Genomic DNA, 26,777 nt, shown 5'->3' on the forward strand with positions numbered 1-26,777 from the left:
ATTCCCAGTCAAGCTGGGAACAGGCTTTTTAACGAAGAATAGCTGAAAAAGAAACGATTTATTAGTGCTATTTTAAAGTTAAAATAGTATTGGCAATATCGGATGGAAGGATTGCCACCCCTTGATCGATAGTTTTACATCAAAAGCAGGGACAAGCTTTTTTGATACGATACCAACTTACCTTTGCTATGCTTTATGCATGCCCCGGTTTTCATTCAAAAAAGGGTTTTTGAAAATGCCCTTGTCCTATGGAGAAGCAAAATCCACCGCATGGACAGTACCCATGGATTTACCCCAAAACTATAACGGTATATTGCCGTGTTTTCTATCCGGAACCTTTTCAACCTTTGTTTCGAGCATCGCAAAGGCCTTGATCAACTTGCGTCGCGTGTTTTTGGGGAGAATGATCTCATCTATAAATCCACGTTGTGCGGCGCGATAGGGGTTGGCAAATTTTTCGGCATAATCGGCTTCTTTTTCCGCCAGTTTGCCCACGGGGTCTTCGGCCTCCCCAATTTCTTTTTTAAAGATGATCTCACTGGCCCCCTTGGCGCCCATCACCGCTATTTCGGCCGCAGGCCATGCATAATTGAAGTCGGCACCAATGTGCTTGGAGTTCATTACATCGTACGCCCCACCATATGCTTTTCGGGTAATTACCGTAACCCTTGGTACCGTAGCTTCGCTAAAGGCATACAACAGCTTCGCGCCGTGGACGATGATACCGTTCCACTCCTGATCGGTACCGGGCAAGAAACCGGGAACGTCGACCAGTACCAATAGGGGAATATTAAAGGCATCGCAGAAACGGACAAAACGGGCCGCTTTCCTGGAACTATTGACATCCAGCACTCCGGCGAGGGCTATTGGCTGGTTGGCCACGATGCCGATACTGCTGCCGCCCAAACGCCCAAAACCACAAAGCATATTTTCGGCATACGACTTATGGATCTCAAAAAACGAATCGGTATCGATGATTCCGTTCACGATGGCCCGCATATCATACGGTTTGTTCGGATTTTCGGGTACGATACCCTCCAAAACCTCGCGAACCTCATCCTGAAGTTCATAGGCAAGATGGGGCGGTCGCTGTGTATTGTTGCTCGGCAGGTACGATAAAAGTGTTTTGATGTCCTCCAGGCAGCTAACATCGTTTAAGGCGGTCCTATGGGAAACACCTGATTTTTCGGCATGGGTGGTGGCACCGCCCAATTCCTCTGCGGAAACCGTTTCATTGGTCACCGTTTTCACCACATTCGGTCCGGTAACGAACATATAACTGGTCTGCGCTACCATAACCGTAAAATCGGTCATCGCCGGGGAGTATACGGCACCACCCGCACAGGGGCCCATAATTCCGGAAATCTGGGGCACTACGCCAGAGGCCTGAACGTTCCGGTAAAAAATATCGGCATATCCGCCCAAAGACCGTACCCCCTCCTGAATACGCGCACCTCCAGAATCGTTCAACCCGATAATGGGGACCTTTACCTTCAAGGCCAGATCCATCACCTTGCAAATTTTCTCCGCATGGGTTTCCGAAAGGGCTCCCCCGAACACCGTAAAATCCTGTGCATACACGTATACCGCCCTGCCATTTATAGTACCATGTCCGGTTACTACGCCATCCCCATAAAAAAGTTGGTCTTCCATTCCAAAATCGGTCGTTCTATGGGTCACCATCATGCCCATTTCTTCAAAGGACCCTTCGTCCAAAAGGTAATGAATACGCTCCCTGGCGGTCAACTTTTTTTTGGAATGTTGCTTTTCTATGCGGGACGGTCCACCGCCCTGTTTGGCCAATGCTATTTTTTCCGCTAACTGCTGTTGTTTCAAATCCATAATTATGCTGTAGGTAATCTGAGTGTCTTTTGGTCCTTTAGATACGTTTTCAATGCGATGAGGGCCGCTATTTTTGCTTCTTGGGAATTCTTTTCCGTTAATGCCTCGGGGGCATAATGCTGTTTTACAAAATGGGTATCGAACTGTCCGGAACGAAAAGCGGCATGTTCAAAAACGAACTTCCCGAACGGTAGGGTCGTCTGCACACCTTCGACCTTATACTCCTTTATGGCCAGCAGCATTCGTTGTATGGCTTCTTCTCGGGTAGCACCGTAAGCGATCAGTTTTGATAACATGGGATCATAATAAATGGGTACTTCCATCCCCTCCTCAAAACCATTGTCTACCCGTATGCCCTCCCCTTTCGGCAAACGATAGGTCTCCAAGGTACCCACACTGGGCAGGAAATCGTTTAAGGGATCTTCAGCATAAACTCGTAGTTCCAAGGCATGTCCATTGATCTTTAAATCTTCCTGTCGCATGGATAGCGCTTCGCCACGGGCCACCTTTATCTGTAATTCCACCAGATCCACCCCGGATATCAATTCGCTGACAGGATGTTCTACCTGAAGCCGGGTGTTCATTTCCAAAAAGTAAAAATGATGATCGGCATCCAATAAAAATTCGACCGTACCTGCCCCGATATAGTTACACGCTTTGGCCACTTGTATTGCGGCGGCTCCCATTTCGTCCCTTAATTGCGGCGTCAATACCGAGGAGGGCGCCTCTTCCACCACCTTCTGGTGTCTTCGCTGTATACTGCATTCCCGTTCAAAAAAATGCAGGTAATTCCCATGGGAATCGGCCATTACCTGTATCTCGATATGCCTTGGGGAGGCCACATACTTTTCAATAAAAACAGAACCGTCACCAAAGGCCGATTTTGCCTCGCTAATGGCGCGCTCCATTTGGGATTCCATTTCGGCCGCGTTGGTAACCACTCGCATTCCTTTACCGCCGCCGCCAGCGGAAGCTTTGATCAAAATGGGAAAACCGATCTTGGAAGCGATTCCCTTTGCTTTTTCCACATCGGTTATGGCCTCATCGATACCCGGCACCATGGGGATATCGAACTTTTTTACCGCTTCTTTAGCAGCAAGTTTGCTCCCCATTACTCGGATTGCGGCTGCTTTCGGGCCGATAAAAACGAGCCCATTTTTTTCGACGGCCTCTGCGAACCCCGCGTTCTCGCTCAAAAATCCATAACCCGGATGTATAGCATCCGCACCAAGTGCTTTGGCAGCTTCAATGATTTTCTCCCCTAACAGATAGGACTGGGAAGAGGGTGGCGGACCAATACATACGGCCTCATCGGCAAACCGCACATGGGGTGCGTTCCGATCGGCCTCGGAAAAGACCGCAACCGTTTTGATGCCCATTTTTTGTGCGGTCTTCATCACACGGACCGCTATTTCGCCCCTATTGGCGACCACTATTCTTTTCATATCGGTTTTTATTCAAATTCGATCAGTACCTGGTTCTTCTCAACGGTATCGCCCGGTGCTACCGAAATGCACTTAACCAGTCCGTCTCGCGGCGATACGATGCTATTTTCCATTTTCATGGCTTCCAAGATCAACAGCGTATCGTTCTCCTTTACCTCCTGACCCGCGGTAACATTGATTTCTAGAATGAGTCCCGGCATTGGCGCTTCGATCGCGGTAACACTTTCGGTCTCGGAAAGCGCGAACCCCATTTCTTGGATCAAAACGTCCAAATCATCCGCAATAGCTACCTCATATCGGGTTTCGTTCACGGTAAGGACATACCGTTTTCGAAGAAAATCGGAAGTCACCAATCGTACATTGTAAGACCTATGGCCCTCAAGCGCATGAAAGGTGTTTTCCGACACTTCCAACAGGTCGGTTTCCGCTAGGTCGACCTTCGTCAAATCAAATTGCAAGGCTTCGTTTACGGTCAATTTAAAAGTGGGATCCATAAGCACAACTATTTTACTATAGGGGTGAAGTTACGTAATTTCTTTTGTTGTTTTCATTTCAAAAAAATAGAAAAAAGGCATGCTTACCGGTAGGGTTTCCTTCAATTGGGAACCGATGTGGCAACGCTATTCCTTGGGAACCAAAAGACATCTGGCAATTGATACCGAGGTGCACAGCTGTCGTTTGTAAAGCACCACAGTACCCAAAAATAGTTTGCCATCGGATATGTCCGATGACGCCCCGTTTTTAAAGTCAAATCGCTACTTTTGCAAAAAAGAATACCTATGCTGATTATCGGGATTGCCGGGGGCACCGGTTGTGGAAAGACTACTGTGGTGAACCAGATCGTGAACGAACTGCCCAAGGGTGAAGTCGGGGTCATTTCCCAAGATTCCTATTACAACGATCTTTCGCATCTCAGCTTGGCCGAACGTAGAAAAACGAATTTCGATCATCCGCAGTCCATCGATTTTGAACTGTTGGAAAGCCATTTGACCGCCCTAAAGGCCGGGAACGCCATTGCGCAACCGGTGTACTCTTTTTTGGAATGTAACCGTACCGATCAGACCGTTCCCATTCTCCCCAGCAAGGTAATGATCGTAGAGGGTATCTTGATCTTGACCAACCCCAAAATACGGGACATGTTCGATATTAAAATTTTTGTTCATGCCGATTCGGACGAGCGACTGATACGACGGCTCAAAAGGGATGTCAACGAAAGAGGATGGAACCTTAACGAGACCCTGGAAAAATATCAGAGCAACATCAAGCCGATGCACGAGCAATTTATAGAACCTTCCAAGGAATATGCCGATATGATCATCCCCAACAACAAATACAATACCGTTGCCGTCGCCATGATGCGGAGCGTTATCGATCAAAAACTGAGATAAGCCTTATGGGTTGGAGCAATTTCAAAAAAAGCAAGTGGTACCCTTTGCTTAAGGTCTTTGGCAGTCTGTATGTGTTGGTGCTGACCGCTTTCCTCATATGGATGATATTTTTTGATACCAACTCCTTGAAAATACATTTAGAACTCAATCAGGAAATTGAAAAACTACAAAAAACACAGGAATTTTTAAAAGAGGAAATCGCTAAGGACAAAAAAATAATCGAACAACTGTCGGACCCCAAGCAACTGGAAAAGTTTGCCCGGGAACAGTATTTCCTCAAAAAGAAGAACGAAGAAATTTACCTGATCGAATATGAGGATAGCCTTAGGTTGCTATCCGAAGAGGAGCGATAGGGAGTGCCACCCGTTACAGTACCGTGAACATGGGATGTTCATTTCTTTAACCTACTTTAACACAGGGCACTACACTTATTGAACGCGTTTTAAGTTGTTGTTTGTGACCGAGAACGAAGGCTTTTGTGCCGTAATGAAGCTATTTTTTGGTTGCATAGCCGTAGCTACGGAAGCCAAAAATATCGAAATTACGGTGCAAAATGCGAAATTTGCAGGTAAAAGAACAACTTAGAACGCGTTCATTCACTTCATGTTAACAATTTCCATTTTTTGGCATTGTAAATAATCGTACTTTTACCCTCTAATTTTGGTAGGACAATGGGCAAGATTATTGCTATAGCAAATCAGAAGGGAGGCGTTGGAAAAACGACCACGACCGTTAATTTAGCGGCATCGTTGGGCGTATTGGAAAATAAAGTATTGCTAATAGATGCCGACCCCCAGGCGAATGCCACTTCTGGACTGGGCATCGATGTTGACAGCGTATCGGTAGGCACCTATCAATTGCTGGAACATACCAAAAAAGCGATGGACGCCATCGTTAAGACCGATTCTCCGAATGTGGACCTTATCCCGGCCCATATCGATCTGGTGGCCATAGAAATCGAGTTGGTGGACAAGGACCAGCGGGAGTATATGATGAAACAGGCGATAACGGAGCTAAAGGAAACTTACGATTATATTCTGATCGATTGTGCGCCATCCCTAGGGTTGCTTACCCTGAACGCCCTTACCGCTGCCGATTCGGTCATTATTCCCATACAGTGCGAATACTTCGCCTTGGAAGGTTTGGGCAAGCTGCTGAACACTATTAAAAGTGTCCAAAAAATCCATAATCCGGACCTGGACATTGAAGGGATGCTTTTGACCATGTTCGATTCCCGCTTGCGTTTGTCCAACCAAGTCGTGGAAGAAGTACGAAAACATTTTGCCAATATGGTATTCGATACCATCATACAACGAAACGTTCGATTGAGCGAAGCGCCCAGTTATGGCGAAAGTATTATCAAATACGATGCAAGTAGCAAGGGTGCCGAAAACTATTTGAACTTGGCCAACGAAATGATCAAGCGCAACAAGCAAACAGTATAATGGCAAAGGCAACCAAAAAACAGGCTTTGGGCAGAGGGCTATCGGCCCTATTGAACGATCCGGAAAACGATATCCAGTCCGTTTCCGATAAAAATGCGGATAAGGTAGTAGGTAACATTGTTGAACTGGATTTGGAGACCATTGCGGTGAATCCCTTTCAACCACGCTCCAATTTTAACGATACCGCACTCAACGAATTGGCTACCAGTATTCGTGAGTTGGGGGTAATACAACCCATTACGGTACGGAAAATGGATTTCAACCAATATCAATTGGTTTCCGGGGAGCGTCGTTTTCGGGCTTCCAAATTGGTCGGACTTCGAAAAATACCCGCATACATACGGATCGCGAACGATCAGGAATCCTTGGAAATGGCCTTGGTCGAGAACATTCAACGGCAAGATCTTGATCCCATAGAGATTGCCCTGAGCTACCAACGCCTTATCGATGAAATACAATTGACGCAGGAGCGATTGAGCGATCGGGTGGGCAAAAAAAGATCGACCATTACCAATTACCTGCGACTGCTGCGATTGGATCCCATCATACAAACGGGCATCCGCGATGGTTTTACGACCATGGGACACGGTAGGGCCTTGGTGAACATAGAAAAGAAAGAAGAGCAGATTGCACTTTACGAACAGATCATAACCGAAAACCTATCGGTCCGGGAGACCGAAAAACTGGTCAAAGCGTTCCATGAAAAACCGGTATCCACCCAAAAAACCAGTGCCGAAACACAGCGTTCCCCTTCCTTTATTTCGGGCGGAGCAGGGAAGCTTACAAAAAAACTTTCCGTAAACGTGGCGGTAAGTGCATCGGCAAAGGGCAAGGGCAAGATTACGATCCCGTTTCATAGCGAAGCGGAATTCGACCGAATTCAAAAACTGATTTTAGGTGAATAACGACCTGCGTATACTGCTATTGCTATTACTGTTTCCGCTGACCGGGCTAATGGCCCAAGAAGCCGAAACGGAAACAGCGGTAGATTCCTTACAGCAGGATTTAAAGCAGGAGGGTATCGTTATTCAAGACACGATTATTGCAGAAAAAAAAATCATCAATCCGTTGGCCCCAAGTAGGGCCGCCTTTTATTCGGCCGTATTTCCCGGTATGGGCCAGATCTATAACAAACGTTATTGGAAAGTACCTTTGGTTTACGGAGCCTTAGGGGCCAGTATTTATTGGTACACTTGGAACGATAATAATTATGATCGGTTTCGGACCGCTTTCAAAAGGAGACGCGCCGGTTTTACCGATGATGAATTTTATGACCCCAATGGGGACGGTAATGGTCCCGATTTTGATGAAAGTGTGTTACAAAACCAACAAGAACGCTACCAACGCGACCGCGATCTGGCACTGGTGGTCACCATAGGGCTTTATATTCTCAATATTGTGGATGCCAATGTGGATGCGCATTTAAAACAATTCAATATTAGCGACGACCTTAGTTTTGATATGCAACCCTACCTTAATTTGAACGCCGTAACGCGAGATCCCAACTACGGCATGGCTATGATCATTAAATTTTAACGGCGGCACAAAACATTCCAAACAAAAATCCAAACTCATGAATATTGCGCTTTTCGGCTATGGAAAAATGGGAAAAATGATCGAACAAATCGCCGTTGAAAGGGGGCATACGATCGTTGCAAAGATCGATGTGGACACCCAGGACATCAATTTCGGTGAAATGGACGTAGCTATCGATTTCAGTATGCCCGATGCCGCCTTTGGCAATATCAGCAGCTGCTTTACCAACGGCGTACCCGTTATTTCGGGAACTACGGGATGGTTGTCAAAATATGAGGAGGCCGTAGCACTATGCACGAAAGAAAAAGGAGCCTTCATTTACGCTTCGAACTTCAGCCTGGGCGTGAACATCTTTTTTGATCTGAACGAGAAGCTGGCAAAAATGATGAAAGCACTTACGCAATACTCGGTATCCATGGAGGAAATCCACCATACCCAAAAACTGGACGCCCCCAGTGGTACCGCCATTACCTTGGCCGAAGGCATACTCGAACATACGACATATGAAACTTGGAAGCTAGGGAATGACGTCAAGAAACATGAGATTGCAATCGACTCCAAACGCATCGGAACGGTACCGGGAACGCATACCGTGACCTATGAAAGTGAAGTCGATGGTATTGAAATAAAGCATACCGCCCATAACAGAAAAGGATTTGCATTGGGGGCCGTCATTGCCGCGGAGTGGATCAAGGACCGTACCGGTATTTTCTCCATGAAGGACGTGCTGGGACTGTGATCGATTAGAACGTGTTAATTTTACAATAAGCAAAAAGAAAACTACCAACAATATCATTTCAGATGAACGGAACGCATTGGATTATTTTTATTTTGATCGTTCAAGTAATCCACTTTGTGGGCACTTGGAAATTATATGTTAAAGCCGGCAGGAAAGCTTGGGAGGCAGCGATACCGATCTATAATGGTATTGTATTGATGCAGATCATCAAGCGTCCGAAATGGTGGGTCATTTTGCTTTTCATCCCCATTATCAACCTTTTGATGTTTCCCGTGGTTTGGGTAGAGACCATCCGCAGTTTTGGACGCAATAAATTGTGGGAGACATGGTTGGTCATCCTTAGTCTTGGTTTTTACATCTATTACGTAAATTACGCTTTGGACGTTTCCTATTTGGAAGACAGAAGTCTTCAACCGAGATCGGGCTTGGGAGAATGGGTGAGTTCCATAGTATTTGCGGTGGTGGCCGCTACTTTGGTACATACCTATTTCATTCAACCCTACGTTATCCCTACCCCATCGCTGGAGCGGACCTTGCGTGTAGGGGATCTTTTGTTCGTCAGTAAATTTCATTTTGGGGCTCGGGTACCGATGACCACTATTGCCGCGCCGATGGTGCACGATACCATTCCCGTTCTAAAAACCAGGTCCTATGTAGCCGATGTCAATCCAGAAACCGCCAAAACATCGTGGTTGAACAAAACACATTTGCCCTATATGCGATTGCCCGGGATCAGCAAGGTAGATCGCAACGATATTGTTGTTTTCAGCTGGCCGGCAGATACCGTGTACCGCTTTTTTCAGAAAGAAAAAGGAGTGATCAAACCGATCGATAAAAAATCGAACTATGTAAAACGCTGCGTTGGTATTCCAGGGGATTCCCTAGCGGTTATCGACGGTTATGTATACATTAACGGAAAACGGCTGCAGTTGTCGGACAGGGCCAAGCCGCAATACGATTATATCATTTATGCCAATAAGGGCGTTTCATCAAAACTATTACAAGAAATCGGCGTTACCGGCTTTCAGCGAAAGTATATCACCGCCCAACTGAACCAACAGCAGGCCGATGGACTACAGGGCTATGTAATGGGCTTTAATAGGGACCAGAAAGGCAACTTGGAAATTTATACGAAGGAAAACGGTATTCCCGCAAGCTTGGCCCGAAAACTAAGGCTCTCCATAAAAGAGGAAACCGGTAGACAACGAATTGCCCCGCTTACGGACGATATGGTAGCGCAACTCAGAAAAAATGCAGGTATCGACTCCGTAGTACGTCAAATACAACCTAAGGGACAAGGTGGGGGCAACCTATTTCCCCAGAGTACGGACTACGCTTGGAACTATAGCCAAATGGGACCGATATACATTCCCGAAAAAGGAAAGACCGTACCATTGAATTTAAAAACATTGCCCCTTTATAAAAAAATCATCAAACACTATGAGGACAATACGTTGAGTGTTTCGGGCAATCAAATCAAAATAAATGGCGAGCTTACGGATAGTTACACTTTTAAACAGGACTATTACTGGATGATGGGCGACAACCGCGATCATTCCGAGGACAGCCGTGCCTGGGGGTATGTACCTGAAAACCATATCGTGGGAACACCCATATTCATTTGGCTCAGTTTTGATAACTTTAATGAAGGAATTCTAAATTGGCGCCCCCGATGGGACAGGATCTTTACCACCGTTCATGGAGATGGGGAACCCCGATCGTACCTAAAGTTGTTTTTAGGGCTGCTGGCCGCTTATTTTGTGGGAAGTTGGTTATGGAAACGAAAAAAACAAAAAAGTGAAACCGGAGCGTAACTGTTCGCATCAGGACCGTAGAAACGGGTACGCCGCTATTTTTTTATTTTGAAAAGCCTTTTCCATCCCTCCTATTTTCCCGGTATTGCCACCATGTCGGCCATGGTGCGGCGCGAAGTGGTTTGGGAACTGCACGACAATTACCAAAAACAGACGTATCGCAACCGCTGTTGCATCTGTACGGATTCCGGAAAGCACCTTTTGAGCATCCCCATACAACACGTAGGGGGCACCAACGGACGGCAACGCTACCAAGCGGTGCATATCGACAATTCGTACCCGTGGCAGCGACAGCATTGGCGCACCTTGGAAACCGCGTATCGTACCTCGCCCTTTTTCGAATATTATGAGGACGATCTGTATCCGTTGTTCCATCAAAAGTTCGATTCCCTTATCAACTTCAACCTTAAAACGATTTCGTTTTTATACGATGTGCTCCAATTGGAAACCCCGACAGCGGTTACGGAAGCATACGAGATGGCCCCTGATGCATACACTGACCTAAGGTTCTTGATAGGAGCAAAAAAAGAACCGCAGTGGGCGCCTGAACCCTATGTACAGGTTTTTGGGGACCGCCATGGGTTTATACCCAATACCAGCACGCTGGACCTGCTCTTTAATGAAGGGCCGAACGCCCTTTCTTATTTAAAGGCACAACATATTCCTTTTTTGGATGCTTAGGTTTCTTCTTCATTACGGCATCCATTTTATCGTTCCCATAGCACTTGTGCTTTTATTTTTCAAGGAAAATAGGGGCATTGTTCTGTTGCTGCTTTGGGGAGGTATAATCATCGATTTGGACCATTTATGGGCAGACCCCATTTTTGACCCCAACCGGTGCAGTATCGGTTTTCATCCCTTACACCGTTATTGGGCTATAGGTAGTTATGTTTTACTACTCTTTTTTAAAAAGACCCGGATTATCGGTATTTCCCTTTTGTTGCATATCGTGGCCGATACCGTGGATTGTTGGCTAATTTTCCGATAATCGAAAGCTGGCCATGACCGGAAAGTGATCGGAATACCGTACTTCATAGCTTTTGTACGCGCTAACCTCCCATTTGGGGTCCGAAAGGATAAAATCGATGCGTAACGGTATGCCCAAAAAATTATAGGTCTCCCCCAAACCGTTGCCCTTTTGGTTGAACGCATCTTGCATATCCCCTTTTATAATGCGGTAGGCATTGGAAAATTGATTGTTATTAAAGTCCCCGCACACAATGGAACTATAGGAAACGGTTTCCCTATGCGCCCTAAAAATTGCTGCCTGTTCGCTCTGTTTCTTGAACGCTTTTACCAGTTTTTTATACACATTATCATAGGGTTGCGCTACAACGGCCGCTTTCTCGGGTACGATTCTTAGCGATTCCATATGAAGGTTGTATACCCTTATGGTATCGTTTTTCAGGGCAATATCGGCAAAGGCGGCATTGTTGATACTGTTGGGCCAATCGAGCGTACCCTGATCCACGATCGGATATTTAGAAAAGATGCCGAGCAATACCCGATTGGTATTGTTGATGTATTTCAGATGTTGGTACGGATATTTTTTGAAGTCCCCCCGTTTCAAATAGTCCACTTCTTGAAAACAGATGAAGTCCGGATCTTCCATGGCAATAAAATCGAAGATTTTGTTATAGATGTTCGATTCCGAAATGGCCTTCCACTTGTTAAACCCACGAACATTATAGGTCATTACCTTTAGATCTTGGGGACCGTTTTCGCCGGAAGAAAAACCGACCTTAAAAAAAGACCCCATAAAAAAGTAACCGAACAGCAATAAGACCACAGAAAGCCACAGCCGTCTTTTCCATTGTACCGCCCAGTAACAAACAAAAAATAGGTGCAGTACCACCAATACGGGAATACCAAGGCCCAAAGGGGATAGGTACGGAAACACGTTGGCGGGAACGAGCGGCACCAAAAAAGCAACAAGCATCACAAGGGCGAACAGGACGTTCAACAGGTATACGAATACATTCCACTTGCTAAGGCCTCTAAACACTATTGGTCTTCTTTACCGGCTTTGAACAAAAAATCCTTTTCGGCCTTGGAAAGGCTCTCATAGCCCGATTTTCCAATCTTGTCCAGTATCTCATCTATTTTTCGCTGTTGGCTCGCCTTGTCGCTATTTTTCACTGTTCGAGACCCGGTATTCCGTTGTTTTCGATAAACCGTTTTCAAAGGCGCTTTTTTTGCTTTTGGCTTAAAGAGGTTTCCGATACTGTCCAACATTTTTGCGAATCCTTCCCCGATATCCCTCCCGCCGGTCAATTGGCGCGCATACACATACCCTAAGAGCGCACCGCCCAAATGGGCCAAATGTCCGCCGGCATTGCCACTGCCCATCTGTATCAAATCGAGCAGGACGACCGTTAGACCGACCACCCAAAGCCGTACGTTAAAAAAGATGAGGCGTACCTCCTGCTGTGGAATATAGGCACATACAAAAATCAACACGGCCATTACCCCTGCCGAAGCGCCGATCAGTGCGGAATTGGCATTGTAAAACACCGGAAAAATATTATAGCTTATCAAAAAAGTAGCCCCGCCCGCAATAATGCCCAAGAAATAAATATTGATGAACTTGCGGTCGCCGAACAGGTTGAGCAATATGCGCGATGAAAAATAAAGCAGCAACATGTTCCAAAAAATATGGCCAAAACTACCATGAAAGAACGCATAGGTGACCAAGGACCAAGGTTGGGAAAGAAATCGCGAAATTTCCTTTGGAAGTTCGAACCAAACCGAAATCGCTTCTCCCGGTAATTTCAGGAAAAAGGGAATCAACAGATCCAAAAGAAAAACGGCCACATTAATGACGATCAGTTTTTCGGCGATACTTAATCGGGTGTATTGATATCGAAGTCCGGTAGTTCCCATACTTAGTTCCAGCGTTTGTCGTTAAACTGATTTTTTTTCCAATACCACATGATGATAAAGCCGATTACCGCACCCCCGACGTGTGCCATATAGGCCGTGTTGCTCGGGCTAAAGAAGGATTGCCCGGTAACGGCAGAAATTACGTCCAACAAAATAATACCGGGGATAAAATATTTCGCCTTGATCGGAATCGGGAGAAAGATCATCATTAACTCGGCATTGGGGTTCATCATACCAAATGCAGCCAAAATTCCCATAATACAGCCGGATGCCCCTACCATTGAGGCATTATAAATTGGAAATGCTTCTTTTAGGTTGGCCAGTTGTACATCGCTCAGGTCCATCGAAATTTGATTGGACTTCAGCATTTGTAAAATTTGACTTTCCGTAAGGCCCGACCCCAATAGCTCTTCCATTAAGGGGAGGTAATTAAAATAATAAAAGCCAAGTTGAAACAACAAGGCACCCAAGCCTGCGGAAAAATAGATAAAAAGAAACTTTTTACTCCCCAAACGTTGTTCTACGGGCGTACCGAACATCCAAAGTGCGAACATGTTAAAACCGATGTGTGCCAGCCCACCGTGCATAAACATATGGGTCAGAAGTTGCCAGAACTGAAAATTCCCGTTTTTAGGAAACCATAAGGAGAACCAATCGTACATTACCTCGCCAAAAACAAAACTGGTGGCGATAAAAAACAGCGCGTTAATGATGATCAAATGTTTTACCGTATCGGATATTCTAAGCATCTAAATAAATTTTTTATCGATTTCGTTTTCGTCGATGGTGACGTAAACCGGTTTATTGAACGGACTGATCAAGGGTTCCTTGCAGGCAAAAAGATCATTGACCAAGGCAATTTGCGAGGCCGCTTCCAACACTTCGCCCGTTCTAACGGCCAAGGTTTTGGCCAAGGTTTTCGATAGTACATCGGACTGGGAAAAACTCTCGGTAGCCACTTCTTGATGGCAATCGGCAATGAGCTGATCCAAAACCATCCCTACCTCGCTTTCCTGTACCAAAAGCGGTACACCGCTAATGCGCACGGTTTCGCCCTCCAGGCTATCGAACACAAAACCCACGGCATCCAATGTCTCCTTAATATCCTGTAATACCCTAACATCGGAAGATGAAAAGGATAACGACAGCGGAAAGAGCAACTGCTGGCTTACCGCTTGCTTTACGGTACTATTTCTTAAAAACTTCTCGTACAATACACGCTGGTGCGCCCTGCTCTGATCAATGATCACCATACCGGATTTGATCGTGGTCACCACGTATTTTCGTCGTAACTGAAAGGTGGTCGCGGTGGATTGCACCGTTTCTTCCGCGCTTTTTTCAAAAATAGAGCCCGTAATGGCATCCGATTCGAATTGTATGCCCTCAAAAGCCTTTTCTTGACCCATATCCGATTCCATACCTACGTATAACGCTTCCCAAGAAGCTGTTTCCGAAGGTTTTGAAACCATTGCGCGATGTTTACGGGAAACACTGGCACCTTGCGCCTGCTCTGCAAACGGATTAAAGGTTCGGTCTACCGTCACGGATGGATGCTGGGCTTCCTTATCTTTAAAAACATAGGGCGTTTCCAAGTTGGGGTCTTTTTCAAAATCCAACGATGGCGCAACATTAAACTGTCCCAAAGCGTGTTTTACCGTTGCCCGTAAAATAGCATAGAGCGTATGTTCGTCATCGAATTTGACCTCGGTCTTGGTCGGGTGTATATTGATGTCGATACTTGCCGGATCGATTTCCAGATATAAAAAATATCCGGGATGACAGTCCGTTTTTACCAAACCTTCAAAAGCGGATAGTACGGCATGGTGCAAATAAGGACTTTTAATAAAGCGGTCGTTTACAAAAAAGAACTGCTCTCCCCTGCTCTTCCGGGCAAATTCCGGTTTGTTTACAAAGCCCGAGACTTTTACGACCTGGGTTTCCTCGGTTACCGGAACCAACTTCTGATTTGTTTTTTTTCCGAATATATGTACGATACGCTGCCGAAGATTCCCTTCCGGCAGATTAAAAAGTTCGCTTCCGTTTACGTAGTACTGAAAACCGATATGGGGATGTGCCAAGGCCACCCGGTGAAATTCATCGGTAATATGGCGGAGTTCTACCGTATTGGATTTTAAAAAATTGCGTCGTGCCGGGATATTAAAAAACAAGTGTTTTACCGAAATTGAGGTTCCTTCCGGTACTACCTTTACTTCCTGGAACGCCAAATTACTACCTTCTATTTTCAAATGGGTGCCGAGTTCGGCAGCTGCCGTTTTGGTCTGCATTTCTACATGGGCGATCGCGGCAATGGAGGCCAATGCCTCCCCACGAAAACCCTTTGTCGAAAGCTTAAAAAGATCTTCGGCCTTTTTAATTTTGGAAGTGGCATGGCGTTCAAAACTCAGCCGTGCGTCGGTCTCGCTCATCCCCGAACCGTTGTCCACCAACTGAATCAGGGTTTTGCCACCATCCTTAATGATGAGTTTGATGGTGCTTGCCCCCGCATCGATGGCATTTTCCAAAAGCTCCTTGACCACGGATGCCGGCCGTTGTACGACTTCACCTGCCGCAATCTGATTGGCGACATGGTCGGGCAAAAGTTGAATGATATCTGCCATTATTTCGAAAGAAAGATTGAAAAATCGAAATCGATGATATAGGCAAAAACAAGGAAAAGCACTGCTAATATAATCAGGAAGCGAATTCTAAGATTGCGGTCGCCTTCCCGTCGCAAATCGGCCATGGCAGAACCTAATTTTCGTTTCAGACCACGTTGGCTTCCCACAGTAGTCCGATATTTCTCGAAACGTTGTTCCAGTTTAAACGGACTTTCCCCACTCTCGTTTTTATAGTAACGAGGGGTGTAATCATAGGTACGATTTCGCTTTAATTTCGTTATTTTATCAAATACACCCATAATATCAAAGTTACTCAAAATCAAAAAACATGCCGTAACATGACTCCTAATATTTGTTAATGAACTCGTCTTGAGTTTTTCTTTTACCTACGAACCTCGCATCTTGCGCCATAATTTCGACATTTTTAGCTTCCGTAGCTATGGCTATGCAATCTAAAAATGGCTTCATCATGACACAAAAGCCTTCATTCTCGGTTCCAAACAAAAACTCAAGACGAGTTCAACACCTTTTCGATCTGTCCCAATTTCAAAACTGGCAACCAAACAAGGGCCAACATGACATTTTTATCGGCTATCAAAAATCGAAAAAGCGTGTGCCAGAACAACCCAATAAAACGAACTGGGAAAGAAAGAAAAAAGCAAAAAAAGACAAGTCCCGTAGCGTTTGATTCGCACCAGGAATTACATATGTTTTTTTGAAAAAGTAATCAAAAAATTGAGGATAACGTACCTCCTTAGCCCATGGGTCAACTTCCTAAAACCGCCATTTTTATTGCGGCGATAGCGGCCTCGGCACCTTTGTTGCCATGTTTGCCACCACTGCGGTCCTTAGCCTGCTGTAAGGTATTGTCCGTCAATACACAAAATATCACCGGGGTATCGTATTTTACGTTCAGGTCTTTTATTCCCTGTGCCGTAGCACTGCAAACAAAATCAAAATGTTTTGTCTCCCCCTGGATAACGCTTCCTATGGCGATAACGGCATCTACTTTCATGTCCATGATCATGCGCTTACAACCATAGGTAAGCTCAAAACTTCCGGGTACGTTCCAACGGCTTACGTTATCGGATGCCACCCCACAATCGACCAATGCTTCTATTGCCCCGTTGTAAAGGCCTTCCGTGATTTCATGGTTCCATTCGGAAACGACCACACCGATGCGGAGTTTTGAAGCATCGGGAAGTTCGGTCTTGTCGTAAACAGAAAGATTTTTATGGACGGTAGCCATTAGTCCACACTTTTGGCCATTCCGATAAAGGCATCTATGGTACGTGCCTCGTCGGCGCTGGAAAACTCTTCCTTGATGCGCTCAAAGTATTGGAGCGCCTTGTCGTTTTGGTCCAGTTCCATAGCCGTTACCCCGGCCTTATACAAAAATCTTGGCGTAGTATAATCGTTGGTACTATGGGCAAAGGCACCTTCATAGTAGCCCAAGGCCTCCGTTGGCTGGTTCAATTGCATAAAAGCATCACCAAGTCCGCCTTTCGCCATTGCGCCCAAAATGGCATCGTCCGAAGAAAAATCACTTAAATGACTGATGGCATCGTCATACTGTTGTAAGTTTAAAAATGCCATACCGGCCGAATAATTGGCCAAGTTGGCCGCTTTTGTTCCGGGGTATTCCGCGATGATATCAAGAAAACCATACTTTCCCTCTCCTCCGTTCAAGGCAAGATTGAAAAGGGAATCCTTTTCGGTGGTACTGGTCATTGCCTGATCAAAATATTGTTGCGGATAATACAATTCGTTGGCGGCGTTGGCATCTTTCGGTTTTTGTACGAATTGGGTATAGGCCAAATAACCGATAAGCCCTACTGCGATAACACCGATGACCCCTAAAATATAGCTCTGGTTTTTAGATACCCAAGCCTCTGTTTTTGAAGCACCTTCATCCAAACTACTAAAAACTTCGGCGGTCGTACTTTCCTGCTCATCGAACTGCTGTTCCTCTTCCTTGTTTTTAGGTTTGTACCCACGCTTTTTATATGTTGCCATCGTATTATTTTATTGGTCGCGCAAAAATAAAGTTTTTATCCAAAACCGAAAGGGTATTTATTCGTTATTTTTGGATATTTTACCGACCCCGGTATCCTCCGAATACTTGAAAACCAGACCTTGTATCCATGTTCCTAAAAAAGTTATCGCTAGTAAATTACAAAAACGTTGCTTCGAGCGAATTTGAGTTCGATAGCAAGATCAATTGTTTTGTAGGTGCGAACGGAATCGGGAAAACCAATATTTTAGACGCCATTTACCACCTCTCGTTCGGTAAAAGCTATTTCAACCCCATCGCAAGTCAAAATATTAAGCATGGGGAGGCCTTTTTTGTCATCGAGGGAGAATTTGAGAAATCGGAACGAAACGAAAAAATTACCTGTACCCTAAAAAAAGGCAGTAAAAAACTGATCAAACGAAACGGAAAAATATACGATAAACTATCCGAACATATCGGTTTTTTGCCCCTTGTCATCATTTCGCCTTCCGATCGGGATTTGATCATAGAAGGCAGTGATACCCGAAGAAAATTTATCGACGGCGTCATTTCGTTATCCGATAGAGAATACCTGCAAGACCTACTGCGCTACAATAAAATTCTTTCGCAACGGAATTCCTTATTGAAGTATTTTAATGTCAACCAAACGTTCGACGGGGAAACCCTATCGGTCTATGACAAGCAACTGGAACAATATGGCGTCCCCATATTTGAAAAAAGAACCGGGTTCCTGGAACAGTTCGCCCCCATATTCCAAGAACAATATCTTCGTATTTCCGGAGGCCGCGAAACCGTGACCCTCACATATGACAGTAAACTGAACCAAGTTGATTTTCCAGCACTCCTAGAGCAAAATAAGGATCGTGACCGTGCGCTGCAGTATACCAGTGTAGGCATCCATAAAGACGATCTTGGGTTTGAAATTTCAGGATTTCCCATAAAAAAATTTGGTAGCCAAGGCCAACAAAAGTCTTTCTTGATCGCCTTAAAGTTTGCCCAGTTCCAGTTTATCAAAGCCCGCGCAAAAACGACACCGATTTTATTATTGGACGATATTTTTGATAAATTGGACGAACATCGCGTAGGCCATATCATCTCATTGGTCAACGATGCCAACTTTGGCCAGATCTTTATTAGCGATACCCATGCCGAACGGACCGAAAATGTAGTAAAGGAAATCCACCAATCGTATAAAATATTTAAATTGTAATGATGTCATCCGAAGTTTTTCCCGTCATTAACCGATGGGCGTTCCATACCGATTCTTTTTCGTTGTCCGGACCACGGCCCGTTGGCGCAAAAAAGATTTCTGCCCGCCCACAACTGCTCCGTTTAGGTGCGAAGCTTTTACTGCCGGTATTGGTATTGTTGCTGGGCGGTTGTAAAGAAAGCGTTTCATCGGACAATCTTTCCAAACTGGGCGGATATTGGGAAATCGAACAGGTCATTTTTTCCAACGGCGAAAGCAAAACCTATACTGCCAGCACGGTAATCGATTTTATCCATATTGAGGCATTACAGGGATTCCGGAAAAAAGTACAACCGAAATTGGACGGTACCTACGGCACCTCCAACGATGCGGAAATGTTTACGGTACAAGAACGGGACGGACGTTTCTTTTTAGCATACCGTAACGACCTCAGCAATTGGGAAGAGGAACTGGTCGCCCTCGATAACGATGCTTTTTCGCTTCTGAACGAAAAGGGAATTCGATACGATTACAAAAGATTCGAACCAATTTCCATAACACCATAATGGCGAAAAGAAAAAAAGACAATTTACAATTGGGCGATGCCTTAAAGGCCTTTATAAAGGAGAATAAGCTGGAAAAAGGAATGAACAAGGTAGCTGTGCGCGATGCCTGGGCCGCCTTAATGGGAAACGGCGTAAACAACTATACTACAGCGGTAGAACTTCGTAACGACACCTTGTACGTATCGCTGTCTTCGTCGGTCCTGAGAGAGGAGCTAAGCCATGGAAAATCAAAAATCATTACCATGTTGAACAACGAGCTGGGCGAAGAGGTCATCGCAAAATTAGTACTACGGTAGTCGGTATGGAGGCACTAGGGGAATATATACGGTCCTATTTTGGCGTTTCGTCCGATGCACTCCATCAAATACTGCCTTTTTTTGAAATACAATCCCTTCCCAAGGGTACTTTTTATACCAAACAGGACACTTATTGCACTACCCTGAGCTTTGTAAAAGAAGGCTACCTACGCATATTTGCCGAAACGGAACATCGGGAAGTTACCCAATGGATCGCTTCTTCAGGATATTTTGTTACCGATATGTCCAGTTTTATGTTCCACCAAAAAGCCCGGTTCAGCATTCAGGCGCTTACGGACTGTGAAACCTTCACCATAAAAAGGGCCGACTACCAAAAATTGCAGGAAACCGTTGACGACTGGCCGATGCTTGAAAAAATGTTTTTGACCAAATGCTTTGTCACCTTGGAGAACAGGGTGTTTGAACTACTGTCGCTACCCGCCGCGGAACGCTACCGGCTCTTTTTTGAGGCGAACAAGGAAATGTTCCGCCATGTTCCGTTGCAATATATTGCCACCATGCTAGGGATGACCCCTGAAACCCTAAGCCGCATACGCGCAAAAAAAACTTCTTGATATTTGTCAAGCGATACCGTTTTTGTCCATTGCATCTTTGTATAATACCATTTTAACTTTGAAATGGTATGACAAAAACAAACTGGGATGACAATAGCTACAGAAATCAGTATCGAAGCCCCTGCAGAGAAAGTATGGGCCGTGCTTATCGACTTTGACAACTACCCCAACTGGAACCCATTCATCACGAATATTTCGGGAACTCCCAAAAAAGGTGCTGTTTTAGGTATTCAGATAGGCACGATGCGCTTTCGGCCACAAGTGTTGGAATGCAATAGCCCTAAAACCTTAAAATGGTTGGGAAGTTTATGGTTCAAAGGCATTTTTGATGGAGAACATCTGTTTGAGATACGGCCCGAAGGCCCCGAAAAAACAACATTTCGTCAAGTAGAGACGTTTTCCGGTCTTACGGTTCCTTTATTCAAACGAAAATTGCAACACGATACCAAAAATGGTTTCATCGCCATGAACAAGGCGCTCAAATTGCAATGCGAAGAACAGCAGTTTTCTTAAGCTGGTCCGATACCCAAACCTTCACATTCACATTTTGTAGCTTGGCTCGAACATTACAGGCTTTGGCAGTCAATAAGTGTTAATGGCAACGCAAGCAAAAAACAACTTTCTTCCAAACTCCAAAGAACAGCGCGAGTGGTATTCATAAAAAAGGCAGCGTTTCCGCTGCCTTTCTTTTGTGCTGTTGGTTCTTTAATCCGTATTAATAAATTTCTCTACCGGCAAAATGAAATGCACCTTCAATGGCGGCATTCTCATCGCTATCCGATCCGTGCACGGCATTTTCACCAATATCCTTCGCAAAAAGTTTTCGAATGGTTCCTTCCGCTGCTTCCGCAGGGTTGGTTGCCCCGATCAAGGCCCGAAAGTCCTCAACGGCATTGTCCTTTTCCAAAATGGCCGAGACGATAGGCCCTCTGGTCATAAAACTGACCAAATCGCCAAAAAATGGACGTTCTTTATGTATGGCATAGAATGCTTCGGCATCTCTCTTGCTCAACTGTGTGTATTTCATTGCAACGATCTTAAAGCCGGCTCCGCTAATTTTTTCCAAAATTGCTCCGATATGTCCATTTTCAACGGCATCGGGCTTGATCATTGTAAACGTTCTATTTGTTGTCATGCTTAAAAATTTTGCGCAAAATTAAGCTTTTCCTTACAATGGACAACTATTTATGGGATTGCCTTAGATGAATTTATCTATACCATGAAATACGGAATTGCCTAAATCGTTAGCGGCCATCATCAAATGGTCGTGCTTACCTCTTAATGAACAGTAGGCTTTGGCCAACATTTTGGAAGGGTTGGGTTTACCAGCGTCATTTACCGCCATAAGATCGGTCCAGCTCATGAAGCGTTTGGCCATTGTCCCCGATCATTTTCATAGAAACGGTATTGTTTAAAAAATCGAAACGCAACAGCCCGAAACTCTCGTCCGATACCACGCTACCGACCCGGAAAGGGTTCGGCTCCCCTTTGAAATTGGAAACGGCATGGGTAAGACCACTACTCGTGAAGTCGACCAAAGGATAATCCAAATCGGCGACCGAGGTCTGTGAAAATTCCGAAATATGACGGTCTCCCGAAAGAATAAGGACACCAGCGGCCCCGGAGTCAGCAATTGTTTTTTTCAAACGGTCCACCTCATGCGGAAAATTGCCCCATGTCTCCCAACCGTGTTCGTTCGAAAGCACTTGAATACTGCTGACGATAACATTAAAATTGGCATCGGAGGCATTCAACTCCTTGGTGAGCCATTCCCATTGTTTATCCCCTAAAATGGTACCATCCCCATACGCATTCGATTTGGTGCGCTTAACGGTAACCGTATCCAAGGTCAACGGCGTTCTAAAATACCGTGTATCCAAAACGATTACTTTTACCCTTCCGTCCGGCAACCGATACTCGTGGCTGGTATAAATACCTTCTTGGGTACGTCTGGGACTGTCCATGGGTACGTCCATAAAATCTAAAAATGCCTGTTGGCTCTCTTTCTTTACCGGAAACTCACTCCCGCCATCGTTCACACCGTAGTCATGGTCATCCCAAGTGCCGATTACCGGTATGGCGGCCCTCAATTCGCGGTACCCCTTCAATCCCTTTTGCGCCCCGTATAGTTGTTGTAGTTTTTGAATATCCTCGGTATCGGCATAAATATTGTCGCCCCCCCATATCCATAGGTCGGGTTCCAATGCAATAATATCGTCCCAAAGGAAGTTTTTGATACTGGTTTTATTGCAGGACCCAAATGCTATGGTAAAAGCTTCGGCATCGGAAGTTTCCTTTTCCTCCAAATCATTTTTTGCCGTAGCATTACGGTTCGCCTTACAGCTACCCAAAATACAACCCACCGCCAATACCCACACCAATATATTTACTTTCATCTGTTTAAAATTTTGTAGTTTATTGAAAATGAAGAAACTAAAAATTTCTGCACTTTCAGTAATTCGCATAAACTTGTTTTAATCATCTCGATAGAGTATGCTTAAAACAAGTTTATGCCCATTTCATCTGTTAATATTTATTGTTTTTTAATGGTCAGATGTAATTCGCCAATAATCATTTCGGTCGGTATCAAGTATTGTTATGGCTCATTTCATAACAATACAATTTCTTTGTCCTAAAAATAGCACTTTTCAGCAATACCACTATGTTATTAAATTGTATCTTTGCGCCCATGAATTTTGAGGATATTAAGACCGTACAAAAATTACTCTCCCAACCACAAAAAATCGTTATCGTACCCCATAAAAACCCCGATGGTGATGCTATCGGCTCTACTTTGGGACTGTGCCATTTTCTAAATTCACTGGGGCAATCCGCAGCTGTGGTGGCCCCTAACGATTTTCCAAAATTCTTAAAATGGATTCCGGGTAGTGAGGGCGTAATCAATTTTGAGAAACAGAACATACAGGCCAAAGAAAAATTGAACGAGGCCAGCTTGATATTCACTTTGGATTTTAACCATTTGGGAAGGGCCGGCCAAATGGAACCGCTTTTAAAAACGCTGGATGTACCCTTTATCATGATCGATCATCATCAAAGTCCTGAGGATTATGCCGCGGTCATGTATTCCGATGTCACCATGAGTTCCACCTGCGAAATGGTCTATAATTTCATCATGTCGCTCGATGGCGGGCAAGCCATTACCGCGGATATTGCCAACTGCCTTTACACCGGCATTATGACGGACACCGGTTCCTTTAAATACGCATCGACTACCGCAAAAACACACCAAATCGTCGCCGATTTGATCGAAAAGGGTGCCGACAACACCAAAATACACACTCAGGTGTTCGATACCAATGCCCCGAGCAGGTTACATATTTTGGGATGTGCCCTCAAAAATATGGTGATATTGGATGCCTATGCCACCGCCTATATCACCCTAAGTCAAGAAGAGTTGAACCAGTACGATTACAAAAAAGGCGATACCGAGGGCATCGTGAACTATGGCCTTACCTTAGAGGGTATAAATTTCGCCGTAATCTTTATTGAAAACAAAGAGGAAGGCATTATAAAAATATCGTTCCGTTCCAGCGGGGATTTCTCCGTGAACGAATTTGCCAGGACCTATTTTGAAGGGGGCGGGCATAAAAACGCCGCGGGGGGAAAAAGCGATTTTTCTATGGAAGAGACCATAACGCGCTTTTTGGATTATGTAAAAGCGACCAGAAAACCCCTTGTAAAAAACGTCTAAAACCCTTTTGGTTTACGTACCATATAAACGAAAAGCGCTTGGAAAGCCGTATGAAAGCAATACCGATTTTTTCGACTATTTTTAAAGTCAACTTTTGTCTATCGTTACTTTTAATGTTCTTAGCGGTAAGTTGCGGACAACCGGAACCCAGAAGACCAAAAGACGTTAAGAGCGGCAGTTATTACGAAGAGTCCATAGCAAGGAGCAAGGAAATTTTAGCGGCGGAAGAAGCGCTAATGCAAGAAATTATCAAAAGCGATACGCTGCACAAATACCGCCAAAGTGCCAACGGTTCGTGGTACTACTATGATATCAAGAACGAGACGGCAACATACCTTCCAAAACCGGACGATTTAGTGACCATGGCCTACAATCTCGTTAGTTTTGAAAACGACACCCTATACAGCATGGAGTCCAAGGGAGTACAGGTGTACAAAGTGGACAAGCAAGAACTCTTTCCCGGACTTCGAAATAGTATAAAAATCTTAAAAGAAGGGGAAGTCGCCACATTTTTGTTTCCCTCATCCCTCGCATACGGATATCCCGGAGATGGGGATAAGGTGGGAATTAACATGCCGCTAAAGGCGACCATATCCATTCTTAAAGTAGTACCTGCTCCGGAAGAAACACAACAAATTCAATAACAATTTTAATATTAAATGAAACCCTTACAAATGAAAAACCTATATCTATTACTGTTCACGGTGGCCTTTGCCCTAGCGAGTTGTAAATCGAGCAAATATGCGGATTTGGGCGATGGGCTTTTTGCCGACATCAAAACCAATATGGGCGACGTGGTCGTAAAACTCGAATATGAAAAAACGCCGGTTACCGTTGCCAACTTTGTTTCCTTGGCAGAAGGTAAAAATACTTTTGTTGCGGAAGAGTTCAAAGGTAAAAAATACTATGATGGACTTACCTTCCACAGGATCATGAAAGATTTTATGATCCAAGGGGGAGATCCCACTGGAACGGGAAGCGGTAGTCCGGGATATAAATTCAAGGACGAATTCCACGATTCGTTGACCCACTACAAGGCGGGAATTCTCAGCATGGCAAATTCAGGGCCTAAGACCAATGGCAGTCAATTTTTTATTACGCATAAAGAAACGCCTTGGCTCGATGGAAAGCACTCCGTTTTTGGGGAAGTGGTAGAAGGCATGGCCGTAGTCGATTCTATTGCCAATGTCACCGTAGGAGCTCAAAACCGACCCGAATCGCCGGTAACCATGAATACCGTGGAAATCATACGCAACGGGCGGGATGCCAAAAAATTTAAGGCGGACAAGGTATTGACTGCCTATTTTGCCGAGGAAGAACGGATATTGGCCGCAAAGAAAAAGCTCCTGGCCGATACGGCAGCAGCCTTCAAAACAGATGAAGAAAAGGCTACTTCACTTCCTTCAGGGCTAAAAACGTTAACCCTTACGGAGGGTACGGGCACCAAACCTGCAGTGGGCCAAAAGGTAATGGTGAAATACGCAGGTTACCTGAGCGATGGTACTTTGTTCGATAGCAATTACGAAGATGTACTCGTTAAATTCGATAAGTTTGACGAGCGTATGAAAGCGGCCGGTAGGTACGAGCCCACCCCAATGGATTACAGCCCTGACGCCAGCTTGATCGCCGGTTTCAAGGAAGGCTTGATGACCATGAAAGTCGGGGATAAAGTGCGCCTGTTCATCCCCCCACATTTGGGTTATGGCGAGCAAAATTACGGTCCGATTCCCGGTGGTTCCAATTTGGTTTTTGATATCGAGATTACCGGTATGGCGGAAACCGAAGAGTAGCGGCCGTTACCATTTTAACCTTGAAATGATATAAAGCATACGCTTACGGGCAGATATTTGCTGCGTTCATAAAAAAAGACCCTATCCACAACTGGATCGGGTCTTTTTTATAAGGAACATCACGGTACTACCTTATAGCAGGACCGTTATGCCGTTATTTTGCGTCTTGCTCTTCTGCCCACTTTTTGGCCCGCTCCGCACGTTTTGCGGATCCTGGATGCGAGGAGGTCAAAGACCCCTTACCACCGTCGCCGCTTAAGTCGGCCAGTTTTTGAAAAGCGCCTTCCATGGCATGGTAATCATAGTTATGCGCCACCAAAAATTTAAACCCGTACGCGTCCGAAGCGGACTCGTTCGACTGTGAAAATTGGGCGTTGAGCACATTTTCGACAAAACCGCCCACCTCATCGTCGGCCAGTACTTTTCCGGCACCGGTATTGGCTACCGCTACATCTTTGGCAGCGGAAATGGTGTATGCGGATTGGTAGCGTTTTTTGGAATGTCCCAGTTTCACATGTCCGATTTCATGACCGATTACGCTCAAAATTTCGGCGTCGGTCATCAGGTCCATGAGTCCGGCCATTATCCTAACACTGCCATCAGGTGTAGCAAATGCGTTAACATCTACCACCTCGTATACCTTAAAGTTCAATTCCAGTCCGTCCTCGGTCTCCAATCCTTCCACCAATTTTGCCAAACGGTCGCCGTAAGGGCTTCCGACCGCTGCTATGGGGTTGTTTTCATCCATCCATACAACGGATTGTAAGGATAGGGCCGCCATGTCCTCATCGGATAGCGTAGCCGCCTTGGTCACCTTTTTGGCAGCATCCACATTGCCCTTTTTCAATAATTTTTTTCCGAACTGTGCCTGTACAGATACTCCTGCCATAACGATAACAAGGAGCGTAATCACTTTTTTCATAAG

The 26,777-nt window shown here is 45.1% G+C and carries 31 protein-coding genes; 18 read left to right on the plus strand and 13 right to left on the minus strand.

The window, feature by feature from the left end; translation table 11 throughout:
* Nucleotides 1-300: 300 nt before the first annotated feature.
* From ACRD7P_RS00135 to ACRD7P_RS00145, 3 genes are read right to left on the minus strand one after another with little or no spacing between them, the layout of a single operon-like run.
* A complete protein-coding gene (locus ACRD7P_RS00135) occupies nt 301-1,842 on the minus strand; it encodes an acyl-CoA carboxylase subunit beta (RefSeq protein WP_430905432.1) in 1,542 nt (513 codons plus the stop codon).
* 2 nt (nt 1,843-1,844) lie between these two features.
* Nucleotides 1,845-3,287 carry an acetyl-CoA carboxylase biotin carboxylase subunit gene (gene accC / locus ACRD7P_RS00140; RefSeq protein WP_430905433.1) on the minus strand — a complete coding sequence of 481 codons (1,443 nt, stop codon included), beginning with the start codon at nt 3,285-3,287 and terminating at the stop codon, nt 1,845-1,847.
* A gap of 8 nt (nt 3,288-3,295) precedes the next feature.
* Complete coding sequence (locus tag ACRD7P_RS00145) at nt 3,296-3,781, minus strand: acetyl-CoA carboxylase biotin carboxyl carrier protein subunit (protein ID WP_430905434.1); 486 nt, start codon at nt 3,779-3,781, stop codon at nt 3,296-3,298.
* Between the two features lie 285 nt (nt 3,782-4,066).
* Between ACRD7P_RS00145 and udk the strand changes: the two genes are divergently transcribed.
* The 9 genes from udk (at nt 4,067) to ACRD7P_RS00190 (ending at nt 11,197) form a co-directional block, all read left to right on the plus strand.
* A complete protein-coding gene (gene udk, locus ACRD7P_RS00150) occupies nt 4,067-4,675 on the plus strand; it encodes a uridine kinase (protein WP_430905435.1) in 609 nt (202 codons plus the stop codon).
* 5 nt (nt 4,676-4,680) lie between these two features.
* Nucleotides 4,681-5,028 carry an FtsB family cell division protein gene (locus tag ACRD7P_RS00155; protein WP_430905436.1) on the plus strand — a complete coding sequence of 116 codons (348 nt, stop codon included), beginning with the start codon at nt 4,681-4,683 and terminating at the stop codon, nt 5,026-5,028.
* A gap of 318 nt (nt 5,029-5,346) precedes the next feature.
* A complete protein-coding gene (locus ACRD7P_RS00160; protein WP_430905437.1) occupies nt 5,347-6,120 on the plus strand; it encodes a ParA family protein in 774 nt (257 codons plus the stop codon).
* On the plus strand, nt 6,120-7,025 hold the full coding sequence (locus ACRD7P_RS00165; RefSeq protein WP_430905438.1) for a ParB/RepB/Spo0J family partition protein: 906 nt from the start codon (nt 6,120-6,122) through the stop codon (nt 7,023-7,025). The genes ACRD7P_RS00160 and ACRD7P_RS00165 overlap by 1 nt, the downstream gene beginning before the upstream one ends.
* Nucleotides 7,018-7,656 carry a DUF5683 domain-containing protein gene (locus ACRD7P_RS00170; protein ID WP_430905439.1) on the plus strand — a complete coding sequence of 213 codons (639 nt, stop codon included), beginning with the start codon at nt 7,018-7,020 and terminating at the stop codon, nt 7,654-7,656. The genes ACRD7P_RS00165 and ACRD7P_RS00170 overlap by 8 nt, the downstream gene beginning before the upstream one ends.
* Before the next feature lie 37 nt (nt 7,657-7,693).
* Entirely contained in the window at nt 7,694-8,395 is a 702-nt protein-coding gene (gene dapB, locus ACRD7P_RS00175) for a 4-hydroxy-tetrahydrodipicolinate reductase (RefSeq protein ID WP_430905440.1), read from the plus strand.
* A gap of 62 nt (nt 8,396-8,457) precedes the next feature.
* The gene (gene lepB / locus ACRD7P_RS00180) at nt 8,458-10,209 is read left to right on the plus strand and encodes a signal peptidase I (protein ID WP_430905441.1); all 1,752 of its coding nucleotides are present in this window, start codon (nt 8,458-8,460) and stop codon (nt 10,207-10,209) included.
* Nucleotides 10,210-10,257: 48 nt separating this feature from the next.
* On the plus strand, nt 10,258-10,890 hold the full coding sequence (locus tag ACRD7P_RS00185) for a WbqC family protein (RefSeq protein WP_430905442.1): 633 nt from the start codon (nt 10,258-10,260) through the stop codon (nt 10,888-10,890).
* Complete coding sequence (locus ACRD7P_RS00190) at nt 10,883-11,197, plus strand: DUF6122 family protein (protein ID WP_430905443.1); 315 nt, start codon at nt 10,883-10,885, stop codon at nt 11,195-11,197. The genes ACRD7P_RS00185 and ACRD7P_RS00190 overlap by 8 nt, the downstream gene beginning before the upstream one ends.
* Here ACRD7P_RS00190 and ACRD7P_RS00195 read toward each other — a convergent pair.
* The 5 genes from ACRD7P_RS00195 to ACRD7P_RS00215 are packed head-to-tail and all read right to left on the minus strand — an operon-like array spanning nt 11,183 to nt 16,009.
* A complete protein-coding gene (locus ACRD7P_RS00195) occupies nt 11,183-12,214 on the minus strand; it encodes an endonuclease/exonuclease/phosphatase family protein (RefSeq protein ID WP_430905444.1) in 1,032 nt (343 codons plus the stop codon). The two genes, ACRD7P_RS00190 and ACRD7P_RS00195, sit on opposite strands and share 15 nt — an antisense overlap.
* Nucleotides 12,214-13,092, minus strand: a complete 879-nt coding sequence (locus ACRD7P_RS00200; RefSeq protein ID WP_430905445.1) for a rhomboid family intramembrane serine protease — start codon at nt 13,090-13,092, stop codon at nt 12,214-12,216. Before ACRD7P_RS00200 ends, ACRD7P_RS00195 begins: the two co-directional genes overlap by 1 nt.
* 2 nt (nt 13,093-13,094) lie before the next feature.
* Nucleotides 13,095-13,841, minus strand: coding sequence for a rhomboid family intramembrane serine protease (locus ACRD7P_RS00205; RefSeq protein WP_430905446.1), 747 nt, complete (start codon nt 13,839-13,841; stop codon nt 13,095-13,097).
* A complete protein-coding gene (mutL, locus tag ACRD7P_RS00210; protein WP_430905447.1) occupies nt 13,842-15,710 on the minus strand; it encodes a DNA mismatch repair endonuclease MutL in 1,869 nt (622 codons plus the stop codon).
* Nucleotides 15,710-16,009 (minus strand): riboflavin synthase subunit beta, encoded by a 300-nt coding sequence (locus tag ACRD7P_RS00215; RefSeq protein ID WP_430905448.1) that lies wholly within the window; start codon nt 16,007-16,009, stop codon nt 15,710-15,712. The genes mutL and ACRD7P_RS00215 overlap by 1 nt, the downstream gene beginning before the upstream one ends.
* A 170-nt stretch (nt 16,010-16,179) precedes the next feature.
* Here ACRD7P_RS00215 and ACRD7P_RS00220 point away from each other — a divergent pair, with 170 nt between their 5' ends.
* The gene (locus ACRD7P_RS00220; RefSeq protein ID WP_430905449.1) at nt 16,180-16,398 is read left to right on the plus strand and encodes a hypothetical protein; all 219 of its coding nucleotides are present in this window, start codon (nt 16,180-16,182) and stop codon (nt 16,396-16,398) included.
* Nucleotides 16,399-16,476: 78 nt separating this feature from the next.
* Here ACRD7P_RS00220 and ribH read toward each other — a convergent pair whose 3' ends face one another.
* Both ribH and ACRD7P_RS00230 read right to left on the minus strand, forming a co-directional pair.
* Nucleotides 16,477-16,959, minus strand: coding sequence for a 6,7-dimethyl-8-ribityllumazine synthase (ribH, locus tag ACRD7P_RS00225; RefSeq protein WP_430905450.1), 483 nt, complete (start codon nt 16,957-16,959; stop codon nt 16,477-16,479).
* Nucleotides 16,959-17,726, minus strand: a complete 768-nt coding sequence (locus ACRD7P_RS00230) for a tetratricopeptide repeat protein (protein WP_430905451.1) — start codon at nt 17,724-17,726, stop codon at nt 16,959-16,961. Before ACRD7P_RS00230 ends, ribH begins: the two co-directional genes overlap by 1 nt.
* A 128-nt stretch (nt 17,727-17,854) precedes the next feature.
* On the opposite strand from ACRD7P_RS00230, the gene recF reads away from it, so the two are divergent.
* The 5 genes from recF (at nt 17,855) to ACRD7P_RS00255 (ending at nt 20,863) form a co-directional block, all read left to right on the plus strand.
* Nucleotides 17,855-18,934: a DNA replication/repair protein RecF gene (gene recF, locus ACRD7P_RS00235; protein WP_430905452.1), complete on the plus strand. Its 1,080-nt coding sequence runs from the start codon at nt 17,855-17,857 to the stop codon at nt 18,932-18,934.
* Entirely contained in the window at nt 18,934-19,479 is a 546-nt protein-coding gene (locus tag ACRD7P_RS00240) for a hypothetical protein (RefSeq protein WP_430905453.1), read from the plus strand. The genes recF and ACRD7P_RS00240 overlap by 1 nt, the downstream gene beginning before the upstream one ends.
* Nucleotides 19,479-19,775: a DUF721 domain-containing protein gene (locus tag ACRD7P_RS00245; RefSeq protein WP_430905454.1), complete on the plus strand. Its 297-nt coding sequence runs from the start codon at nt 19,479-19,481 to the stop codon at nt 19,773-19,775. Before ACRD7P_RS00240 ends, ACRD7P_RS00245 begins: the two co-directional genes overlap by 1 nt.
* Before the next feature lie 5 nt (nt 19,776-19,780).
* Entirely contained in the window at nt 19,781-20,350 is a 570-nt protein-coding gene (locus ACRD7P_RS00250; protein WP_430905455.1) for a Crp/Fnr family transcriptional regulator, read from the plus strand.
* Nucleotides 20,351-20,437: 87 nt separating this feature from the next.
* Nucleotides 20,438-20,863: an SRPBCC family protein gene (locus tag ACRD7P_RS00255; protein WP_430905456.1), complete on the plus strand. Its 426-nt coding sequence runs from the start codon at nt 20,438-20,440 to the stop codon at nt 20,861-20,863.
* Nucleotides 20,864-21,065: 202 nt separating this feature from the next.
* On the opposite strand, the gene ACRD7P_RS00260 is transcribed toward ACRD7P_RS00255, so the two are convergent.
* The gene (locus ACRD7P_RS00260) at nt 21,066-21,485 is read right to left on the minus strand and encodes a nucleoside-diphosphate kinase (protein ID WP_430905457.1); all 420 of its coding nucleotides are present in this window, start codon (nt 21,483-21,485) and stop codon (nt 21,066-21,068) included.
* 196 nt (nt 21,486-21,681) lie between these two features.
* The gene (locus ACRD7P_RS00265) at nt 21,682-22,746 is read right to left on the minus strand and encodes an alkaline phosphatase D family protein (protein WP_430905458.1); all 1,065 of its coding nucleotides are present in this window, start codon (nt 22,744-22,746) and stop codon (nt 21,682-21,684) included.
* A gap of 293 nt (nt 22,747-23,039) precedes the next feature.
* On the opposite strand from ACRD7P_RS00265, the gene ACRD7P_RS00270 reads away from it, so the two are divergent.
* From ACRD7P_RS00270 to ACRD7P_RS00280, 3 genes are read left to right on the plus strand one after another with little or no spacing between them, the layout of a single operon-like run.
* On the plus strand, nt 23,040-24,062 hold the full coding sequence (locus ACRD7P_RS00270; protein ID WP_430905679.1) for a DHH family phosphoesterase: 1,023 nt from the start codon (nt 23,040-23,042) through the stop codon (nt 24,060-24,062).
* A 50-nt stretch (nt 24,063-24,112) separates the two neighbouring features.
* Nucleotides 24,113-24,706 (plus strand): gliding motility-associated peptidyl-prolyl isomerase GldI, encoded by a 594-nt coding sequence (gene gldI, locus ACRD7P_RS00275; RefSeq protein ID WP_430905459.1) that lies wholly within the window; start codon nt 24,113-24,115, stop codon nt 24,704-24,706.
* A gap of 30 nt (nt 24,707-24,736) precedes the next feature.
* The gene (locus ACRD7P_RS00280) at nt 24,737-25,852 is read left to right on the plus strand and encodes a peptidylprolyl isomerase (RefSeq protein ID WP_430905460.1); all 1,116 of its coding nucleotides are present in this window, start codon (nt 24,737-24,739) and stop codon (nt 25,850-25,852) included.
* A 154-nt stretch (nt 25,853-26,006) separates the two neighbouring features.
* On the opposite strand, the gene ACRD7P_RS00285 is transcribed toward ACRD7P_RS00280, so the two are convergent.
* Nucleotides 26,007-26,774, minus strand: a complete 768-nt coding sequence (locus tag ACRD7P_RS00285; RefSeq protein WP_430905461.1) for a M48 family metallopeptidase — start codon at nt 26,772-26,774, stop codon at nt 26,007-26,009.
* Nucleotides 26,775-26,777: the final 3 nt, after the last annotated feature.

The organism is Maribacter sp. 2-571 (assembly GCF_050589625.1).
Lineage (GTDB): Bacteria > Bacteroidota > Bacteroidia > Flavobacteriales > Flavobacteriaceae > Pelagihabitans.

What these genes read in the sequence shown, in the direction of transcription:
- ACRD7P_RS00205 (WP_430905446.1), bottom strand. Translation starts at nt 13,841, where the DNA reads ATGCTTAGAATATCCGATACGGTAAAACATTTGATCATCATTAACGCG.
- udk (WP_430905435.1), top strand. Translation starts at nt 4,067, where the DNA reads ATGCTGATTATCGGGATTGCCGGGGGCACCGGTTGTGGAAAGACTACT.
- ACRD7P_RS00135 (WP_430905432.1), bottom strand. Translation starts at nt 1,842, where the DNA reads ATGGATTTGAAACAACAGCAGTTAGCGGAAAAAATAGCATTGGCCAAA.
- ACRD7P_RS00270 (WP_430905679.1), top strand. Translation starts at nt 23,040, where the DNA reads ATGAATTTTGAGGATATTAAGACCGTACAAAAATTACTCTCCCAACCA.
- mutL (WP_430905447.1), bottom strand. Translation starts at nt 15,710, where the DNA reads ATGGCAGATATCATTCAACTTTTGCCCGACCATGTCGCCAATCAGATT.
- gldI (WP_430905459.1), top strand. Translation starts at nt 24,113, where the DNA reads ATGAAAGCAATACCGATTTTTTCGACTATTTTTAAAGTCAACTTTTGT.
- dapB (WP_430905440.1), top strand. Translation starts at nt 7,694, where the DNA reads ATGAATATTGCGCTTTTCGGCTATGGAAAAATGGGAAAAATGATCGAA.
- accC (WP_430905433.1), bottom strand. Translation starts at nt 3,287, where the DNA reads ATGAAAAGAATAGTGGTCGCCAATAGGGGCGAAATAGCGGTCCGTGTG.
- ACRD7P_RS00265 (WP_430905458.1), bottom strand. Translation starts at nt 22,746, where the DNA reads ATGAAAGTAAATATATTGGTGTGGGTATTGGCGGTGGGTTGTATTTTG.
- ACRD7P_RS00155 (WP_430905436.1), top strand. Translation starts at nt 4,681, where the DNA reads ATGGGTTGGAGCAATTTCAAAAAAAGCAAGTGGTACCCTTTGCTTAAG.
- ACRD7P_RS00220 (WP_430905449.1), top strand. Translation starts at nt 16,180, where the DNA reads ATGACACAAAAGCCTTCATTCTCGGTTCCAAACAAAAACTCAAGACGA.
- lepB (WP_430905441.1), top strand. Translation starts at nt 8,458, where the DNA reads ATGAACGGAACGCATTGGATTATTTTTATTTTGATCGTTCAAGTAATC.
- ACRD7P_RS00215 (WP_430905448.1), bottom strand. Translation starts at nt 16,009, where the DNA reads ATGGGTGTATTTGATAAAATAACGAAATTAAAGCGAAATCGTACCTAT.
- ACRD7P_RS00190 (WP_430905443.1), top strand. Translation starts at nt 10,883, where the DNA reads ATGCTTAGGTTTCTTCTTCATTACGGCATCCATTTTATCGTTCCCATA.
- ACRD7P_RS00255 (WP_430905456.1), top strand. Translation starts at nt 20,438, where the DNA reads ATGACAATAGCTACAGAAATCAGTATCGAAGCCCCTGCAGAGAAAGTA.
- ACRD7P_RS00280 (WP_430905460.1), top strand. Translation starts at nt 24,737, where the DNA reads ATGAAAAACCTATATCTATTACTGTTCACGGTGGCCTTTGCCCTAGCG.
- ACRD7P_RS00250 (WP_430905455.1), top strand. Translation starts at nt 19,781, where the DNA reads ATGGAGGCACTAGGGGAATATATACGGTCCTATTTTGGCGTTTCGTCC.
- ribH (WP_430905450.1), bottom strand. Translation starts at nt 16,959, where the DNA reads ATGGCTACCGTCCATAAAAATCTTTCTGTTTACGACAAGACCGAACTT.
- recF (WP_430905452.1), top strand. Translation starts at nt 17,855, where the DNA reads ATGTTCCTAAAAAAGTTATCGCTAGTAAATTACAAAAACGTTGCTTCG.
- ACRD7P_RS00230 (WP_430905451.1), bottom strand. Translation starts at nt 17,726, where the DNA reads ATGGCAACATATAAAAAGCGTGGGTACAAACCTAAAAACAAGGAAGAG.
- ACRD7P_RS00160 (WP_430905437.1), top strand. Translation starts at nt 5,347, where the DNA reads ATGGGCAAGATTATTGCTATAGCAAATCAGAAGGGAGGCGTTGGAAAA.
- ACRD7P_RS00165 (WP_430905438.1), top strand. Translation starts at nt 6,120, where the DNA reads ATGGCAAAGGCAACCAAAAAACAGGCTTTGGGCAGAGGGCTATCGGCC.
- ACRD7P_RS00240 (WP_430905453.1), top strand. Translation starts at nt 18,934, where the DNA reads ATGATGTCATCCGAAGTTTTTCCCGTCATTAACCGATGGGCGTTCCAT.
- ACRD7P_RS00260 (WP_430905457.1), bottom strand. Translation starts at nt 21,485, where the DNA reads ATGACAACAAATAGAACGTTTACAATGATCAAGCCCGATGCCGTTGAA.
- ACRD7P_RS00285 (WP_430905461.1), bottom strand. Translation starts at nt 26,774, where the DNA reads ATGAAAAAAGTGATTACGCTCCTTGTTATCGTTATGGCAGGAGTATCT.
- ACRD7P_RS00200 (WP_430905445.1), bottom strand. Translation starts at nt 13,092, where the DNA reads ATGGGAACTACCGGACTTCGATATCAATACACCCGATTAAGTATCGCC.
- ACRD7P_RS00145 (WP_430905434.1), bottom strand. Translation starts at nt 3,781, where the DNA reads ATGGATCCCACTTTTAAATTGACCGTAAACGAAGCCTTGCAATTTGAT.
- ACRD7P_RS00245 (WP_430905454.1), top strand. Translation starts at nt 19,479, where the DNA reads ATGGCGAAAAGAAAAAAAGACAATTTACAATTGGGCGATGCCTTAAAG.